This is a genomic window from Streptomyces sp. 130, assembly GCF_007096885.1.
In the GTDB taxonomy this organism is placed as follows: Bacteria; Actinomycetota; Actinomycetes; order Streptomycetales; family Streptomycetaceae; genus Streptomyces.
Genome location: NZ_VJNO01000022.1, coordinates 33012 through 48396, shown reverse-complemented (window position 1 = coordinate 48396; position 15385 = coordinate 33012). Strand labels below are relative to the sequence as shown.

15 protein-coding genes are annotated in these 15385 nt (G+C 72.0%); 5 read left to right on the top strand and 10 right to left on the bottom strand.

The features are described from left to right. Positions 1–212 precede the first annotated feature (212 nt). The 5 genes from FKN01_RS19680 to ligD all read right to left on the bottom strand — a co-directional run bounded on the left by FKN01_RS19680 (position 213) and on the right by ligD (position 6630). Positions 213–1670 carry a penicillin-binding transpeptidase domain-containing protein gene (locus FKN01_RS19680; protein ID WP_143622394.1) on the bottom strand — a complete coding sequence of 486 codons (1458 nt, stop codon included), beginning with the start codon at positions 1668–1670 and terminating at the stop codon, positions 213–215. Beyond that, positions 1667–3064 (bottom strand): FtsW/RodA/SpoVE family cell cycle protein, encoded by a 1398-nt coding sequence (locus FKN01_RS19675; protein ID WP_143622393.1) that lies wholly within the window; start codon positions 3062–3064, stop codon positions 1667–1669. Before FKN01_RS19675 ends, FKN01_RS19680 begins: the two co-directional genes overlap by 4 nt. A 102-nt stretch (positions 3065–3166) precedes the next feature. Further along, positions 3167–3499: a zinc-ribbon domain-containing protein gene (locus tag FKN01_RS19670; RefSeq protein WP_143622391.1), complete on the bottom strand. Its 333-nt coding sequence runs from the start codon at positions 3497–3499 to the stop codon at positions 3167–3169. Then, positions 3496–5589, bottom strand: coding sequence for a PBS lyase (locus FKN01_RS19665; protein ID WP_143622389.1), 2094 nt, complete (start codon positions 5587–5589; stop codon positions 3496–3498). Before FKN01_RS19665 ends, FKN01_RS19670 begins: the two co-directional genes overlap by 4 nt. A 150-nt stretch (positions 5590–5739) precedes the next feature. Further along, positions 5740–6630: a non-homologous end-joining DNA ligase gene (gene ligD / locus FKN01_RS19660; protein WP_143622387.1), complete on the bottom strand. Its 891-nt coding sequence runs from the start codon at positions 6628–6630 to the stop codon at positions 5740–5742. A gap of 62 nt (positions 6631–6692) precedes the next feature. Between ligD and FKN01_RS19655 the strand changes: the two genes are divergently transcribed. Next, positions 6693–7754, top strand: coding sequence for a Ku protein (locus tag FKN01_RS19655; protein WP_143622386.1), 1062 nt, complete (start codon positions 6693–6695; stop codon positions 7752–7754). A gap of 401 nt (positions 7755–8155) precedes the next feature. Here the strand turns inward: FKN01_RS19655 and FKN01_RS19650 are convergent, their stop codons facing one another. Beyond that, positions 8156–10105 (bottom strand): protease pro-enzyme activation domain-containing protein, encoded by a 1950-nt coding sequence (locus FKN01_RS19650; protein WP_143622384.1) that lies wholly within the window; start codon positions 10103–10105, stop codon positions 8156–8158. A gap of 357 nt (positions 10106–10462) precedes the next feature. On the opposite strand from FKN01_RS19650, the gene glyA reads away from it, so the two are divergent. Then, positions 10463–11734, top strand: a complete 1272-nt coding sequence (gene glyA, locus FKN01_RS19645) for a serine hydroxymethyltransferase (protein WP_143622381.1) — start codon at positions 10463–10465, stop codon at positions 11732–11734. A 47-nt stretch (positions 11735–11781) separates the two neighbouring features. Here glyA and FKN01_RS19640 read toward each other — a convergent pair whose 3' ends face one another. The 4 genes from FKN01_RS19640 to FKN01_RS19625 form a co-directional block, all read right to left on the bottom strand. Then, the gene (locus tag FKN01_RS19640; RefSeq protein ID WP_143622379.1) at positions 11782–12027 is read right to left on the bottom strand and encodes a DUF397 domain-containing protein; all 246 of its coding nucleotides are present in this window, start codon (positions 12025–12027) and stop codon (positions 11782–11784) included. Beyond that, complete coding sequence (locus FKN01_RS19635) at positions 12024–12887, bottom strand: helix-turn-helix transcriptional regulator (RefSeq protein ID WP_143622377.1); 864 nt, start codon at positions 12885–12887, stop codon at positions 12024–12026. The genes FKN01_RS19640 and FKN01_RS19635 overlap by 4 nt, the downstream gene beginning before the upstream one ends. A 178-nt stretch (positions 12888–13065) precedes the next feature. Then, positions 13066–13293 (bottom strand): hypothetical protein, encoded by a 228-nt coding sequence (locus tag FKN01_RS19630; protein ID WP_260696950.1) that lies wholly within the window; start codon positions 13291–13293, stop codon positions 13066–13068. Further along, complete coding sequence (locus FKN01_RS19625) at positions 13293–13496, bottom strand: hypothetical protein (protein ID WP_143622375.1); 204 nt, start codon at positions 13494–13496, stop codon at positions 13293–13295. Before FKN01_RS19625 ends, FKN01_RS19630 begins: the two co-directional genes overlap by 1 nt. A gap of 173 nt (positions 13497–13669) precedes the next feature. Between FKN01_RS19625 and FKN01_RS19620 the strand changes: the two genes are divergently transcribed. The 3 genes from FKN01_RS19620 to FKN01_RS19610 are packed head-to-tail and all read left to right on the top strand — an operon-like array spanning position 13670 to position 15264. Then, entirely contained in the window at positions 13670–13903 is a 234-nt protein-coding gene (locus tag FKN01_RS19620; protein WP_143622373.1) for a hypothetical protein, read from the top strand. Continuing rightward, on the top strand, positions 13884–14408 hold the full coding sequence (locus FKN01_RS19615; protein WP_143622371.1) for a DUF6879 family protein: 525 nt from the start codon (positions 13884–13886) through the stop codon (positions 14406–14408). Before FKN01_RS19620 ends, FKN01_RS19615 begins: the two co-directional genes overlap by 20 nt. 10 nt (positions 14409–14418) lie before the next feature. Beyond that, entirely contained in the window at positions 14419–15264 is an 846-nt protein-coding gene (locus FKN01_RS19610; RefSeq protein WP_143622369.1) for a helix-turn-helix transcriptional regulator, read from the top strand. Positions 15265–15385: the final 121 nt, after the last annotated feature.

Below are 15385 nucleotides of genomic sequence, written 5' to 3'. Positions count from 1 at the left end.
CGAAGTCCAGGCTGCCTCGCCGGGGCCGGGCCGCCCTGAGTACACGTACTCACCCGCGTGGTTCGCGTACCTGTGCGAACCACGCGCCCGCCCCCTGCACAGGGCACGGAGGCGGGGCCCCGGGCCAGAGGTCGAGGAAGGCGCACAGTCGGGGGTCCTCGCGGCCGATCGCGGCCAGCACCTCGCGCAGGTCTCCTGAAGCCGTCACCCGGTCAGTCTCGCAGGGCCGCCTCCATCACGGCACGGGCGATCGGGGCCGCGCTGCCGCCGCCGCTGATGTCGGCGCGGTCGGCCTCGGCGTCCTCGACGACCACGGCGACCGCGACGGCCGGGCGGGCCGCGCCGTCGGCCTGCGCCCAGGAGATGAACCAGGCGTACGGCAGGTCGGAGTTGTCGACGCCGTGCTGGGCGGTGCCGGTCTTGCCGCCGACCGTCGCCCCGTCGATCGCCGCGTTGGTGCCCGTGCCGTCCCGGACGACGTCGACCATCATCTGCCGCAGTCGCATCGCCGTCGTCGGATTCATCGCCCGGTGGTACGACCTGGACCCGGTGGTGTGCACCGTGGCCCCGTCGTGCTTGGTCGTCCGCTCCACCAGGTGCGGGTACATCAGCTCCCCGCCGTTGGCGACGGCCGCCGCGACCATCGCCATCTGGAGCGGGGTCGCGGTGGTGTCGAACTGGCCGATCGAGGACTGCGCCAGCTGGTCGTCGCTCATCTCCGTGTCGAAGTTGCTCTTCGCCACCCCGGACGGGATGCGCAGGCCGGTGTCGTTGAAGCCGAACCGCTCGGCCGCCGCCACCATCCCGTCGAGCCCGACCTCCACGCCGAGGTGCGCCATGACGGTGTTGCAGGAGACCCGGATCGCGTCGGAGAGGGACGCCTTCTCGCAGCCGCGCGACTCGTTGGGCAGCACGGTCGAGGTGCCCGGCAGCACGTACGGGGACGGGGTGTCGGTCTCCGCGTCCGGATCGGTGACGACCTCCGCGTCCAGCGCCGCCGCCGCCGTCACGATCTTGAAGGTGGAGCCGGGCGGATAGGTCTGCCGGATCGCCCGGTTGAGCATGGGCCGGCTCTCCGCGTCGTTCAGCTCCCGCCAGGCGTCCGTGACGGCGGAGCCGGTCCCGGACAGCCGCCCGGGGTCGTACGAAGGCGTCGAGACCAGCGCCAGGATGCGCCCGGTGGCCGGTTCGACGGCCGCGACCGCCCCCCGCCGGCCGCCGAGGCCCTCGTAGGCGGCGCGCTGCATCGCGTCCCGGACCGTGGTCACGACGTCCCCGCCCGGCTGCTGGGTCCGGGTGACCTCGCCCCACAGGGGGAGCGGGGCGAGCAGCGGATCGGTGCCGGCGAGGACGGGGTCCTCGGCGTTCTCGATGAGGGTGGTGCCGTACGTCTGCGAGGCGTACCCGGTCACCGGCGCGTACAGCGGCCCGTAGCGGTAGGTGCGTTCGTACGCGAGCTGTTCGCCGGTGTCCGTCGAGCCGGTCACGGGCCGCCCGTCGACCAGGATGTTGCCGCGCGGCTGGCCGTAACGGGCGATGGTGTTGCGCCGGTTGGCCGGGTTGTCGTCCAGCGCGTCGGCCTCGAAGACCTGGACCCGGGCGGCGTTGGCCAGCAGCGCCACCAGCAGCAGCAGGCAGAACGCGGCGGCGTGCCGGATGTAGCGGATCACCGCTCGTCCTCCGCCCCGGGGAGCGCCGCCGGGACCGATGCCACGACCCCCGCCTCCGCCTCGTCCGGCGCCGGCCTGCGGGCGAGGTCGCTGACCCGGATCAGCAGCGCGACGATGATCCAGTTGGTGACCACGGACGAACCGCCCTGCGCCAAGAACGGCATCGCCATCCCGGTCAGCGGGATCAGCCCCGTCACCCCGCCCGCGATCACGAAGACCTGGAGCGCCAGGATCGAGGCGAGGCCGATCGAGAGGAGCCGCCCGAACGCGTCGCGCAGCGAGAGGCCCGCCCGGAAGCCGCGCGCCACCAGCAGCGCGTACAGCAGGAAGAGCGCGGTCAGCCCGGCGTATCCCAGCTCCTCGCCCGCCGTCGCCAGGATGAAGTCGGACTTCGCGGCGAACCCGATGAGCACGGAGTGCCCGAGCCCCAGCCCCGTGCCGAGCATCCCGCCGGCCGCGAAGGCGAACAGCGACTGGGCGAGCTGGCCCGGCCCGCGTCCGGCGTCGATCGAGGCGAACGGATCGAGCCAGTCCTGCACCCTGCTGTGCACGTGCGGTTCGAAGGAGCCGACGACGAACGCGCCGACCGCCGCGAGCAGCAGCCCCACCGCGATCCAGCCCCGGCGCCCGGTCGCCACGTACAGCAGGATCACGAAGAGGCCGAAGAAGAGCAGCGAGGTGCCCAGATCGCGCTCCAGGACCAGGACGCCGACGCTGAGCAGCCAGATCGCCACGATCGGGCCGAGCACCCGCCCGGTGGGCAGCTGGAACTTCCACACCCTGCGGCCGGTGTACGCGAGGGCGTTGCTGTTCGCCGCGAGGTAGGCGGCGAAGAACACGGCGAGCAGGATCTTGGCGAACTCGCCGGGCTGGAAGGAGAAGCCGCCGACCCTGATCCAGATCTTCGCGCCGTTCACCGCCGGGAAGAAGATCGGCACGATCATCAGGACCAGCGCGGCGGCCATCGACACGTACGCGTAGCGCTGGAGGACGCGGTGGTCGCGCAGGAAGACCACGACCGCGATGAAGAAAGCGACGCCGATCGTGGACCAGATCAGCTGGGTCGTCGCCGCCCGGTCGCCCGGGGTCTCCAGGTCCAGCCGGTAGATCAGCACCAGGCCGATCCCGTTGAGCAGGACGGCGATGGGCAGCAGCAGCGGATCGGCGTACGGGGCGCGCAGGCGGACCGCGAGGTGCGCGAGCAGCGCCAGCAGGCCGAGGCCGCCGCCGTAGCCCGCGACGTCGGGCGGGACGGCGTCGTCGTGCGCGAGCCCGACCGCGGCGTAGCCGTAGACGGAGATCAGGACGGCCCCGATGAGGAGCGAGAGTTCCACGCCGCGCCGCCTGGGCAGGCGCAGCTCGGGCGGGGGTGCGTCCGCCGTCGATGCGGTCATGCCCCGCAACGTAGCAAGACGCGGGTGTTATGTCGGTTATGTCGCGATGTGGAGGTGCCGTGGACCGGGGCTCACGGCACCCCGCCCCCGCCCGGGGCCGGATCAGTTCTGGTACGGGTTCTGCCCCGGGCCCGCGGACCCCGAGGCGCCCGGCGCGTAACCCTGCGGCGCCTGGCCGAACGGATTGCCGCCCTGCGCCGCCGCCTGCTGGGCCAGCAGCTGCTCGGCCTGTTCCTTGGGTATCCGCTGCTCGCCGCCGCAGAACGTGCACTGCGTGGCGTACGAGGTCGAGAACGGGAACAGCGGCACGAAGAACAGCGTGAACTTCGTGACCCGCTTGCGCAGCGTGTGCGCCGCCGGGTTGCCGCACCAGCCGCAGACCAGCGTCAGGATGGCCAGCTGGTACAGATAGCCCCGCGTGCCGAAAATGATCATGTCGTTTCCTTCCCCGTGTTCCCCGGAAGCGCCCGGCGGCACAGCGCCAGCAGCTTTTCGTCGGTGTACGTGTCGTGGCTGCCGCAGGCGCCTTCCGGCGCGTTGTGACGGCGTACGGAGGTGAGCTCGGCGAGCAGCACGCGTGCCGCGTCCGGCCCGGCACCGGCGGCCCGCATCCGCGCCAGGCAGTCCGCCACCCGGACCCGGACCCGGTGGTTCTGCTCCCAGGCGGCGAGCAGAACCGGGACGGACTCCTCGGCACGACCGGAAACCTCCCACAGAGCGATCGCCGCGTCCACCCGCAACCACAGGTTGCCGTCCCGCAGCAGGCCCCGCAGCCGGGGCGCGCCCGCCGCCGCCCGTCCGCCCAGCCGCTCCGCCACGCCCACCGCGGCGTGCCGCGCGTCCACGTCCCAGGCGGCGAGTCCCGCGAGCAGCGCGGGCAGGACCGCGTCGGCGTCCCCCTCCACCGCCCACAGCGCGCCCGCCGCCTCGGCCGCCTCCACCGTGCCGGTCCGCCGCAGCAGGGCCCGCAGCTCCGGTACGGCGCAGCGCGCCGCGGGCCCGAAGGCGGCGAGCGCCCGCAGCGCCGCCGTCCGCAGCAGCTCGCTCCCGGGCTCCTGGGCCCCGCGCAGCACCCGCAGCACCTCCGGGGCCGCCTCGCCCGCCCGGAGCGCGGTGAGCGCCTTCAGCAGCGGGCCCACCCGGTCGTACGCCCGCGCGTCGAGCACCGCCTCGCCCAGCCGCCGCCGCAGCGCGCCGACCAGCGGCCGGGCCGCCTCGCCCAGCCGGGCGACCCCGGGCCCCACCTCGTAGGGCACCAGGGGCTGGGCGAGGGCCGCCGTCAGGGCCGGCAGGGCGCGCGGGTCGCCCAGCCGGGCCAGGGCCGTCACCGCGCTTCCCAGCCGGGCCCGCCCGTCCGGCCAGGTCCGCACCCAGGCCCCGGGGTCCGCCGCCACCCGCTCCGCCAGCGCGTCCGCCGCCGGGGCGGCCAGCCCGAACAGCCCCTCCAGCAGGTGCGACGCGGCCTCGGCGAGCCTCGGCTCGGACGCGGTCAGCTGCTCGCCCACCAGCCGCACCAGCTCCGCGTAGGACCCGCGCCAGCCGCCGATCAGCCGGTCGCTCATCCGGACGGCGTCGACGCGCGCCCAGGGGTCGGGGCTCCTCAGCTGGTCGGCCAGGAGCGCCGCCCGCTCGGCGACCCGGTCGTCGAGACCGGCGTGCAGCGTGCGCAGCAGGTCGGCCGTCCAGGGCACGGCCCGCCCCGCCGTCTCCTCGGCGGACAGCACCTGCCCCCACGGGGCCGCCGGGACCGCCTCGGGTGCCGTCCGGGCCTGGGCGCCGCCGGGGCCGGCGGGCGGCGAGGTGCGCAGCTGCCCCAGCAGGCCCGTCACCACGGGCACCACATCGCCCGGCAGCGAGTACGGGGCGCAGCGTGCCAGCTGGGCCAGGGCGGCGAGCCGCAGCCCGGGCGGGCCGGCCTCCGCGGCCAGCCGGCCGAGCCAGCCGGCGACCGGGCCGGCCAGCGGCCGGTGGCGCAGGGCGAGCCGCCCCGCCGCCTCGACCAGGGCGAGCCGCACCTCCTCGTCCCGCTCCGCCGCCAGCCGCGCCCGCAGCAGGGCCAGCACCCTGGCCGGGTCGTCGTGCAGGGCGGCCAGCGCGAGCGGGGCGCTCAGCCGTACGCCCGGGTCCTCGTCGGCCAGCAGCGCGAGGAAGACCCCGGCACCGGCGGAGACGGCCGCCGCGGCCATCGCGTAGTTGGCCGCGCCCTCCGCCTCGTCCTCGCCGATCTCCTCCTCGTCGTCCGAGCCGAGGTCGATGCCGCCGATGCTGGTCAGCAACTCGATCAGGTCGCCCCGGTCCGGCACCCAGGGATCGGCCACCAGCTCGAAGAGGAAGGGGATGCAGGCGAGCGTGCACGGATAGACGTCGCCCTGGTGGTGCACCGCGCCGTACATCCCGTCCAGGGCGCGCTCGCGCTCCGCCGGATCGGCGGAGGCCAGGCCCCGTAACAGCGCCGGCACGTCGTCCGCCGGTCCGTAGGCATGTTTCATCGAGGCCCAGTCGACCTCTTCGATCCCCGCGAACACGCCATCGCCTCCCCGCCGACGTCACACACGCAGTGTCTGCGCAGAGTGTGCACCACGGCCCGGAAGATCCGACCGCCTCCGGCGCGCATTTGCCCCGAGACATGACAAGGTCGGCGTGCGTACGGTATGGGCGGGACGCGTGTCCGTAGGTCAGTCCGGGAGCGGCCGTCCCTCTTCCGGGTCGCACAGCGGGGCGAGCAGGTCGCCGTGCCGGTCCAGCCGCGCCGCCATGGCGTCCGCCAGGAACACCAGGTCCCCGGGGGAGCGGCAGCCCTCGATCTCCGCCCAGGTGACCGGCGCCGAGACGGCCGGCTCGGCGCGGGCGCGCAGGGTGTAGGGCGTGGCGGTGGTCTTCGCGGCGGCGTTCTGGCTGAAGTCGACGAAGACCTTGCCCGGCCGCAGCGCCTTCCGCATCCGGTGCACCACCAGGTCGGCGAGCTCCCGCTCCGCCCGGACGGCGAGGCCCTTCGCGTACGCCGACACCGCCGCCGAGTCCGTGGGGACGATCGGGACCAGCAGGTGCAGGCCCTTGGAGCCCGAGGTCTTCCCGTACGCCGTGAGGCCGTCCTCGGCCAGCCGCTCCCGCAGCCACAGCGCGACCCGGCAGCACTCCACGACGGTGGCGGGCGCCCCCGGGTCCAGGTCGAGGACCAGCCGGTCGGCCACCGCGGGCGTCTCGGCCCGCCACTGCGGGGTGTGGAACTCCACCACCAGGTTGGCGGCCCACATCAGCGAGGCGAGGTCCTGGACGACCACCTGCTCGGACGGCTCGCTCTCACGGTGCGGCACCGGGGTCCGGTGTACCCAGGACGGAGTACCGGGCGGCGGGTTCTTGGTGAAGAAGAGCTGGCCCTCCGGCCCGTCCGGATAGCGCAGGAAGGACACCGGCCGGTCCCGCAGATGCGCGAGCAGCACCTCGGACGCCGTGGCCGCGTAGTAGTGCAGCACCTCGCCCTTCGTGGTGCCGGTGGCCGGATACAGCACCTTGTCCAGATTGCTCAGGGACAGCCGTCGCCCCTCCACCTCGGTGATCGGCGTCATACGATAAGAATCACACGCGAAACGTCTCTTTCTTCGTATATGAGGATTCAAGGGGTGAACCGGTGAGATCCATCTGGAACGGCGCCATCTCCTTCGGGCTGGTCAGCATCCCGATCAAGCTGGTCAACGCCACCGAGAACCACTCGATCTCGTTCCGGCAGATCCACGTCGAGGACGGCGGGCGCATCCGCTACCGCAAGGTGTGCGAGCTGGACGGGGAGGAGGTGACCTCCGCCGAGATCGGCAAGGCGTACGAGGACGCCGACGGCTCCATGATCCCGATCACCGAGGAGGACCTGAGCCGGCTGCCGCTGCCGACCGCGAAGACGATCGAGATCGTGGCCTTCGTCCCGGCCGACGCGATCGACCCGCTCCAGATGGACGCGGCCTACTACCTCTCGGCCAACGGCGTCCCGGCGGCGAAGCCGTACACCCTGCTGCGCGAGGCCCTGAAGCGCAGCCGCAAGGTGGCCCTCGCGAAGTACGCGCTGCGCGGGCGCGAGCGGCTGGGCATGCTCCGGGTCGTGGACGACGTCATCGCCATGCACGGACTGCTCTGGCCGGACGAGATCCGCGCCCCCGAGGGCGTCGCCCCGGAGTCCGACGTGACGGTGCGCGACGCGGAGCTGGACCTCGCGGACGCCCTGATGGACACCCTCGGCGAGGTCGACATGGACTCGCTGCACGACGACTACCGGGAAGCGGTCGAGGAGCTGGTCGCCGCGAAGGCGTCGGGCGAGACGCCGGAGCCGGCCGACAAGGGCGCGAAGGGGGGCGGCAAGGTCATCGACCTGCTCGCCGCGCTGGAGAGCAGCGTCAAGGCCGCGAAGGAGGCCCGGGGCGAGGGGGACGAGGACTCCGTGGCGGACGTCACGCACCTCGCAGACCGCAAGGCGTCCGGCACCGGCGGGAAGACGTCGTCCGGCGGCGCCGCCAAGAAGTCGTCCGCTTCCTCCCCGAAGGCGGGCGGCGGCAAGAAGTCCACATCGAGCGGTACGGACAAGCAGGCGGCCAAGAAGACGGCCGCCAAGAGCACCGCGAAGAAGACGGCCGCGAAGAAGACGACGGCGAAGAAGCAGAGCGGCTCCAAGAGCACGGCACCCCGCAAACGCGCCTCCGCCTGAGCGCCCCGGGACCACGCTCCCGCGCGAGCGTCCCGCGACGGCGCTTGCGCGTGAGCGTTCCGCGACGGCGCTTGCGCGTGAGCGTCCCGCGCATGTGCCTCCGCGTGGGCGCCCCGCACCCGCGCTTGCGCGTGGGCGTCGTGCACGCGTGCTTGCGCGTGGGCGTCGTGCACGCGTGCTTGCGCGTGGGCGGTCCGCGCATGTGCCTCCGCGTGGGCGTCCCGCGACGGTGCTTGCGCGTGAGCGTTCCGCACCCGCGCCTCCGCCTGAGCGCCCCGCGACGGCGCTTCCGCGCGAGCGTCCGTCCCGCACCCGCGCCTCCGCCTGAGCCGGGACGGCGTGGGGCGGGCCACCGCGATCGGTGGCGGCCCGGCCCCACGCCTCGGTCCGGCGCCGGGCGGTCAGCGCCGGCGGTAGGAGCTCACATAACCGGCGGCCGGGGTGCCGACGCCCGTCACGTCGTCGTAGCCGCGCACGGCCGACAGCGAGGCGTCCTTGCCCAGGCTGCGCACGGTGGTCCGCAGACCGTCCGCCGCGTCGACGCCGTTGACGTAGTCCACCCGGACGACCGCCAGGTCACGGTGCGCGCCCAGCGGGTGGTCGGTCACGTCGTGGTACGCCTTCGAGCCGTACCGGGCGTAGATCGCCGGGTTGGCGAAACCGATCGGCCGGCCGTGCTGGGCCTGCTGCGCCAGGGCCTGGATGCCGGCGATGACCGGGGCCGCCAGCGAGGTCCCGCCGATGCGGTATTCGTCGTAGCCGAGTGAACCGTCGGGCAGGGTCTGGGTCTGGCCGACCAGGAAGCCGGTGTTCGGGTCGGCGACCGCCGCGATGTCCGGGGCGGTGCGCATCCGGGTCTTCCCGTTCGCCCGCGCCAGCGAGTCGGGCACGATCCCGCGCTGGTAGAACGGCTGCTCCACGGTGGAGCTGGTGCCGCCGCCCGCGCCCGAGGTGTACGCGCCGGGGAACCCTTCCCAGCTGCGCCCGTCCGCCGCCAGCGGGGCGTTGAGCGTGCCCCAGCCGGTCTCCCAGAGGTACGTGTCGCGCTTGCCGACCGCGAGCGCGGTGCCGCCGACCGAGGTCACCCAGGCCGAGTTGGCCGGGACGTCGATCTGCTTGGTGCCGGTCGACGCGACGTTGTCGCCCGCGTCGCCGGAGGAGAAGTAGAAGCCGATGCCCTCGACCGCGCCCATCATGAACACCTGGTCGTAGGCGAGCGCCAGGTCCGGGGTCTGGTTGGCCTCGACGTCGCCCCAGGAGTTGGAGACGATGTCGGCGAGGTGGTGGTCGACGACCTTGTTCAGCGAGTCCAGCAGATCGTTGTCGTAGCAGGAGGCGCCGCCCACGTACACGATGTCGGCGGCGGGCGCGACCGCGTGCACGGCCTCGACGTCCAGGGTCTCCTCGCCGTACCACCCGGACGCGCCGCACTCCTCGGTCTTCGTGTAGCCGTCGGGCAGCACCTGGCTCAACTGGCCGCGCTTGTAGGGCGCGTCACCGTTGCGCTCGGCGTATTCGGCGGCGTCCTTCGCGATGGTCGGCGAGGCGTACGCGTCGGTGATGGCGACGGTCACGCCCTTGCCGGTGTAGTTCCCGGCCCCGTACGCGGCGCGCAGCTGCTTGCCGGTGTAGCCCTTGATGGCGTACGGCGCCTTGGAACCGTACGCGCTCGGCAGCGAGGAGGCCGTCTTCGACCCGAAGTACGTGGACAGCGGCCCGGAGTTGCGGAACACCGCGTCCGGCGGCGGCAGCACGTCGTCGTGGCGCGAGGTGTGCGGGGCGTTGTCCAGCCCGGACACGGCGAGCACGGCGTCGCCCAGCTCGGCGGGGACCGAGGCGGTGGTGGACGGGGCCCGGTAGGTGCGTCCGCCCTTGCGGTAGTTGCGCAGCTGGGTGGAGAAGGCCTTCTCGGCCGCCGCGACGTCACCGGTGGCCGAGACGTAGTGCTCGTTCGCGCCGGTGACCGTCAGCCCGCCGGCCTCCAGCCACTGGCTGACCCGGTCGATCTGCTCCCGGGTCGCCCCGAACCGGGCCTTGGCCTGGGCGGGGGTCAGGAACTTCCCGTACGAGGACGAGCCCGGGTCCGACACGGCGGCGGCGTAGGCGGCGAGGCCCTTCGCGTCCCGGCCCGCCAGGTGCACCCGGACGGCCACCTTCGTGCTGTCGGACGCGGCCCCCCGGTCGGCCGTGGCGGTGGCCCAGGACGGCTTGGTGCCCTGCAACGCCTCCCGGCCCCCGTGCGCGGAGTCGGCACTGGCGGCGGGTATCCCGAGGGCGAGCGCCCCGGCGAGCAGCGGCAGTGTGACCGCCGTGCTCAGCGCGGAGCGTCGTCCGGCGCGGCTGAATATCAAAACAACAACCCCCTGCGATATGGGTCTCGCGTGCGGAGCATGTGCCGAATGAAGTGCACATGTATGGCGTCACTCTGGCGAGGAACGATTCATGCAGGGGGCATGTATAAGCCAAGACTCGGCCAAGCGCCGCCGCGGTCGGGCCGGTTCGCCCGAATCGCCGTCGCGCACCCGCACGGGCGCCCGGTAAGGTGCGAAAGGCCGCGACTGGCGCGCACCTCCGCACGGGGTGCTCAGTGGAATCGACCACGAGGGAGCGGCACACCCCGGGCATGCCCGGGGGCGTCATGCCGGAGAGCCGTCCGCCTGGGCATCCGGGTCCACGCCGCAGCGATGCGACCGACCCGGGAGGAACCCGTGACCGCGTCCGTACCCGCACAGCCCCGCCACCCCGCCCTGGCGGGCGCCGACCCCGAACTCGCCGCCCTCGTGGCCGCCGAGGAGCAGCTCCAGGCGGACACCCTGCGCCTGATCCCGAGCGAGAACTACGTCTCCGCCGCCGTGCTCGAAGCGTCCGGCACCGTGCTTCAGAACAAGTACTCCGAGGGCTACCCCGGCAAGCGCTACTACGAGGGCCAGCAGGTCATCGACCAGATCGAGACGCTGACCGCCGAGCGCGCCAGGGCCCTCTTCGCCATGGACCACGCCAACGTCCAGCCGTACTCCGGCTCACCGGCCAACCTCGCCGTCTACCTGGCCTTCCTCCAGCCCGGCGACACCGTGCTCGGCATGTCCCTGCCCATGGGCGGCCACCTCACGCACGGCTGGGGCGTCTCCGCCACCGGCACCTGGTTCAACGGCGTCCAGTACGGCGTCCGCCGCGACACCGGCCGCGTCGATCTGGACGAGGTCCGCGACCTGGCTCTCGCCGAGCGCCCGAAGCTCATCTTCTGCGGCGGCACCGCCGTGCCCCGCACGATCGACTTCGCCGGCTTCGCGGAGATCGCCCGCGAGGTGGGCGCGGTGCTGGTGGCGGACATCGCGCACATCGCGGGCCTGGTCGCGGGCGGCGCCCACCCCTCGCCCGCGCCGCACGTGGACGTCGTCTCCACCACCACCCACAAGACCCTGCGCGGCCCGCGCGGCGCGATGCTCCTCAGCCGCGCCGAGCACGCCCGCGCCCTGGACCGCGCCGTCTTCCCCGGCCTCCAGGGCGGCCCGCACAACCAGACCACGGCGGCCATCGGCGTGGCCCTGAAGCAGGCGGCCACCCCGGAATTCCGCGCCTACGCCCACGCGGTGGTGGCCAACGCCCGCGCCCTGGGCGAGGAACTGGCGGCCCGGGGCTTCGACCTGGTCTCCGGCGGCACCGACAACCACCTGCTCCTGGTGGACCTCACCAGCAAGCACATCCCCGGCAAGCCGGCGGCGAAGGCCCTGGACCGCGCGGGCATCGTCGCCAACTACAACGCGGTCCCCTACGACCCCCGCAAGCCCTTCGACCCGTCCGGCATCCGCCTCGGCACGCCCGCGCTCACGTCCCGGGGCGTCCCGGTCTCGGAGATGGGCAGGATCGCGGAGTGGATCGACCGGGTGCTCACGGGCGACGAAGACACGATCGGCAAGGTGCGCGCGGAGGTGAAGGAACTGATGGACGCGTATCCGGCACCGGGGCTGCCGGTGGGGTGAGCACATGACAGTGCCCCGCACCACCGGTGCGGGGCACTGCGCGGGGCTCAGCCCTGGGCGGCGTACGCGACGAACTCGGTCCAGGTCGTGGGGGAGAGGGCGAGTTCGGGGCTGTGCTGGTCCTTGGAGTCCCGGACGTGGACGGCGGCGGGGCAGGTGGCGACCTCGACGCAGCTGTCGCCCTCCGAGCCGCTGTAGCTCGACTTGTGCCAGTCCATGGCCACCTCGACGCAGTTGTCTCCCGCAGAGCCGCTGTAACTGCTCTTGAACCAGGTCAGGCCGGACGTGCTCATAGCGCTCCTCGCATTCGCTTCAGCAGGCTCAGCGAGTCCTCGGGAGTCAGAGCCTGTGAGCGCAGTTTCGCATACCGCTGCTGGAGCACGCTGATCTCTTTTGGATCGGCAATCAGCCGCCCATTCTCTTGGCCCTCCGAGTAGGCGAACCAACGGTGTTCGGGCGTCTCCGCCAGCACGATGGGGCCGTCAGTGCCCGCATGCGTCACCCGTCGCGTAGGCATGATCTGAAACTCCACGTTCCAGTTCCCCTCGATCAACTCGATCAGGTGGTCGAGGAGTTCACGCGTGACATCGTCCCCGCCTGTATGCCGCTCCAGCACCGACTGCTCCACGATGAAGCTAAAGGCGGTAGGCGGCTTCCGGCTGACGGACAGCAGCTCTTGACGGGCCATTCGGGCCGCGATCCGCTCCTCCAGCTCCTCCGGACCTGGCACCGGCGGAACGTTCGAGATGACGGCTCGTGCGTACGCCTCGGTCTGCAACAGGCCCGGAATCACCCGGCAGTCGTACGTGTAGAGGCTGATCGCCGTCGTCTCCAGGCGCGCCCACTGTACGAACCAGCTCGCCAGCCCGGCCTGCCGGGTCAGGTGGGGCGCGGCCTTGCGAAGGGCACCCGTGTTGCCGAGGACCGGTTCCGCGCTCTCCACGAAGCCGCACTCCGGCCACCGGCGGCCCTGCTCGATGGAGGCGATCGTGTGCTTCGAGTAGCCGACCCGTTTGCCGAATTCCTCGCGGCTCAGGCCTACGTGTTCGCGCAGGGCATGGACGACCGCGCCGAATGTACGCAGACTGTCCGAAGCCTCCGGCTCCGTACCGCCCGCAGATCCCGTACCGCCGTCCGTGTTCCCGTAGGCCATCATGGCCACCTTTCGCGCCGCACCCCGTCGTACCGCTTCTGACTGGGTGTCATGGTCGGTGCGGGGCTTACGTACTGTCCACCAAGAGTGTGCGTACGCTGACGCAGCGTACGCGCTGCGGGCCTGGCGCGAGCCGTTTTCTCGCCCCTGCGTGCGAGGCTCCGCACGCGGTTTCGTTTTACGACTGCCTGGCGGGGCGGCCGATGGCTTCCGCGATCCCGGCCACGGCGTCGGCGCGCATCATGCCCAGGTGTACGTACGGCTTGCCGCTGTTGGTGACCATCGGCCGTACGTTGGCCCAGACCCGTTCCGGCAGCCCCAGCCCGGCCAGGGCTGCCCTGAGGGCGTTCGCCGCGTCGTCGGCGGCCCGGCGGCCGTCCCCGTAGGTCTGCATGTCCATCGGCATCAGTGGCTCCCCGAGGCGTGGTCGCGGATCTTCGTGGCGTGCCGCGCGGCCTGCCAGACGTCCCCGGTCTCCTTGGCGACCTTGAGGTTCCGCCGCTCGGCGCCGCAGGTCGTGCAACCCGGGGCCGGGGCGCAATCCAGCAGCCAGGCGTAGAAGCCCACGGGAAGGTCGATGGGCGACTCTTGGGTGCTCTTGTGTCGCATGGCGTCCCTCGGGGGCAGTTGTGAAACCGGCCTCGACGGTAGGGAGACGTGATCTGCGTGGTCCACGAGGTTGCACGCGGTTGCACGGTGCGTTGAACTGCCTTGACGCTCAGACCGAGCGTGGCCACGCTGCGTGCAACCAACTGCAACCCGGCTCGACTCGAGGAGGGGCAATGCGTCTACGGTTCATCGGCAAGGACCCGGAGTCCGGAGATCATGGCTGCCCGGCGGTATGGGTGGACGAGGATACGCAGGGGATCGTGGTCCAGGGTGTCATGGCCGACGCCGAGACGACCGCCCGGACTGTCGCGGACAGTCCGCTTCCGGCCCACGAGGGCGTGGTGTGGCTGCCGAAGAGCATGATCCCGCTGCTGAGGAAGGCCCTTGATGGCGCAGAGTCTGAGTAACTTCACCGATCTGATCCGGTCGACCGAGCGGTCCGCCGTCCATCTCGAAATGCGCGATGTGTACGCGGTTTCCAACGAGGACGAAGGATTTGCGGCGTGGCGGCGGGGACACCGGCTCGCCCCGAACGACCGCGAGTCCTGGTGGCGCCCCTGGCTCGATGTCGTGCAGGAAATCACTGCCAAGGGCGTGCGGCTACGCCGGGCCCGGATCGTGAGCGAACCGCCCAGCGAGTACATCCGCTACGAGCACTCGTTCACCTTCACGAACATCGCGGCGGGCGAGGAAGTCCGATGGCTTCCGCGCCGGTTGGCATCCGGACTCGCGTTGCCCGGGAACGACTTCTGGTTGTTCGACGGCAAGCTCGTCCAGTTCAATGTCTTCGACGGTGAGGGGCGCTGGGTCCACACCGATCAGACCGACGATCAAGCAATGGCCGGCCTGTGCTCCGACGCCTTCGAAGCCGTCTGGGAACGAGCCGTCCCGCACGACAAGTACATCGTCTGAGAAGTCTGTTATGCCCACGTCACCGCTGTCCACCGCCCAGGCCGCTCGCGCGGACGTTGCCTCCCAACTGGACGCCATGCGACGGGATGCCGGGCTCACCGGGCACGACCTGGCCGTGCGGTGCGGGTGGCACAAGTCGAAAGCCTCCCGCATCACACGGGCCAGGACCGCTCCCTCGGACGCTGATATCCGGGCCTGGTGTCACGCCTGCGGGGCTGATGAGCGGGCTGTGGACCTCATCGCCACTTCCCGTACCGCCGAGTCCATGTACCCCCACTGGCGGCAGATCCACCGGGACGGGATGCGGCGGGTGCACGAAAAGACCGTCCCTCTGTACGGGCGAACGTCGCACTTCCGCGTGTACGCCTCCAACGTGATGCCTGGGATGATCCAGACCGCCGGCTACGCCACGGGGGTCCTGCGGTCCATCACCACCTTCCAGGGCACCCCGGACGACGTGGCCGACGCCGTGCAGGCGCGCCTCAACCGTTCCCGCGTCCTCCGAGAGGGCAATCACCGGTTCGGTCTGCTGCTCGAAGAAGCCGTCTTGTACTACCAGGTGTGCGGAGAAGCCGAGTTGGCCGGACAGCTCCGGTACCTGCAAGAGGTCATGGCCCGACCGAACGTGTCCCTGGGAATCATCCCGTTCGGGGCGCGGCGGGTCGTTTGGCCGCTGGAGGCGTTCTACGCGTTCGATGACGCCCAGGTGGCCGTTGAAACCCTGACGGCCGAGGTCAACATCACCGCTCCCGGCGAAGTCCGCACCTACCTGAGGGCGTTCAGGGAGCTGGCACGCACCGCCGTTCACGGGGCGGAGGCGCGCGACCGAATCGCCAGAGCGCTGGCAATCCTGTAGCGCGGAACTCGGGGATCGAAGCTCAAAGCTCGATGCTCGGGCCCCGAGCGCCTTCCGCGGGAACGCCCTCGGGCTCCGAGATTCGAGACCCGAGCGGTGTTCTTCATCCGGCGGGGAAAAG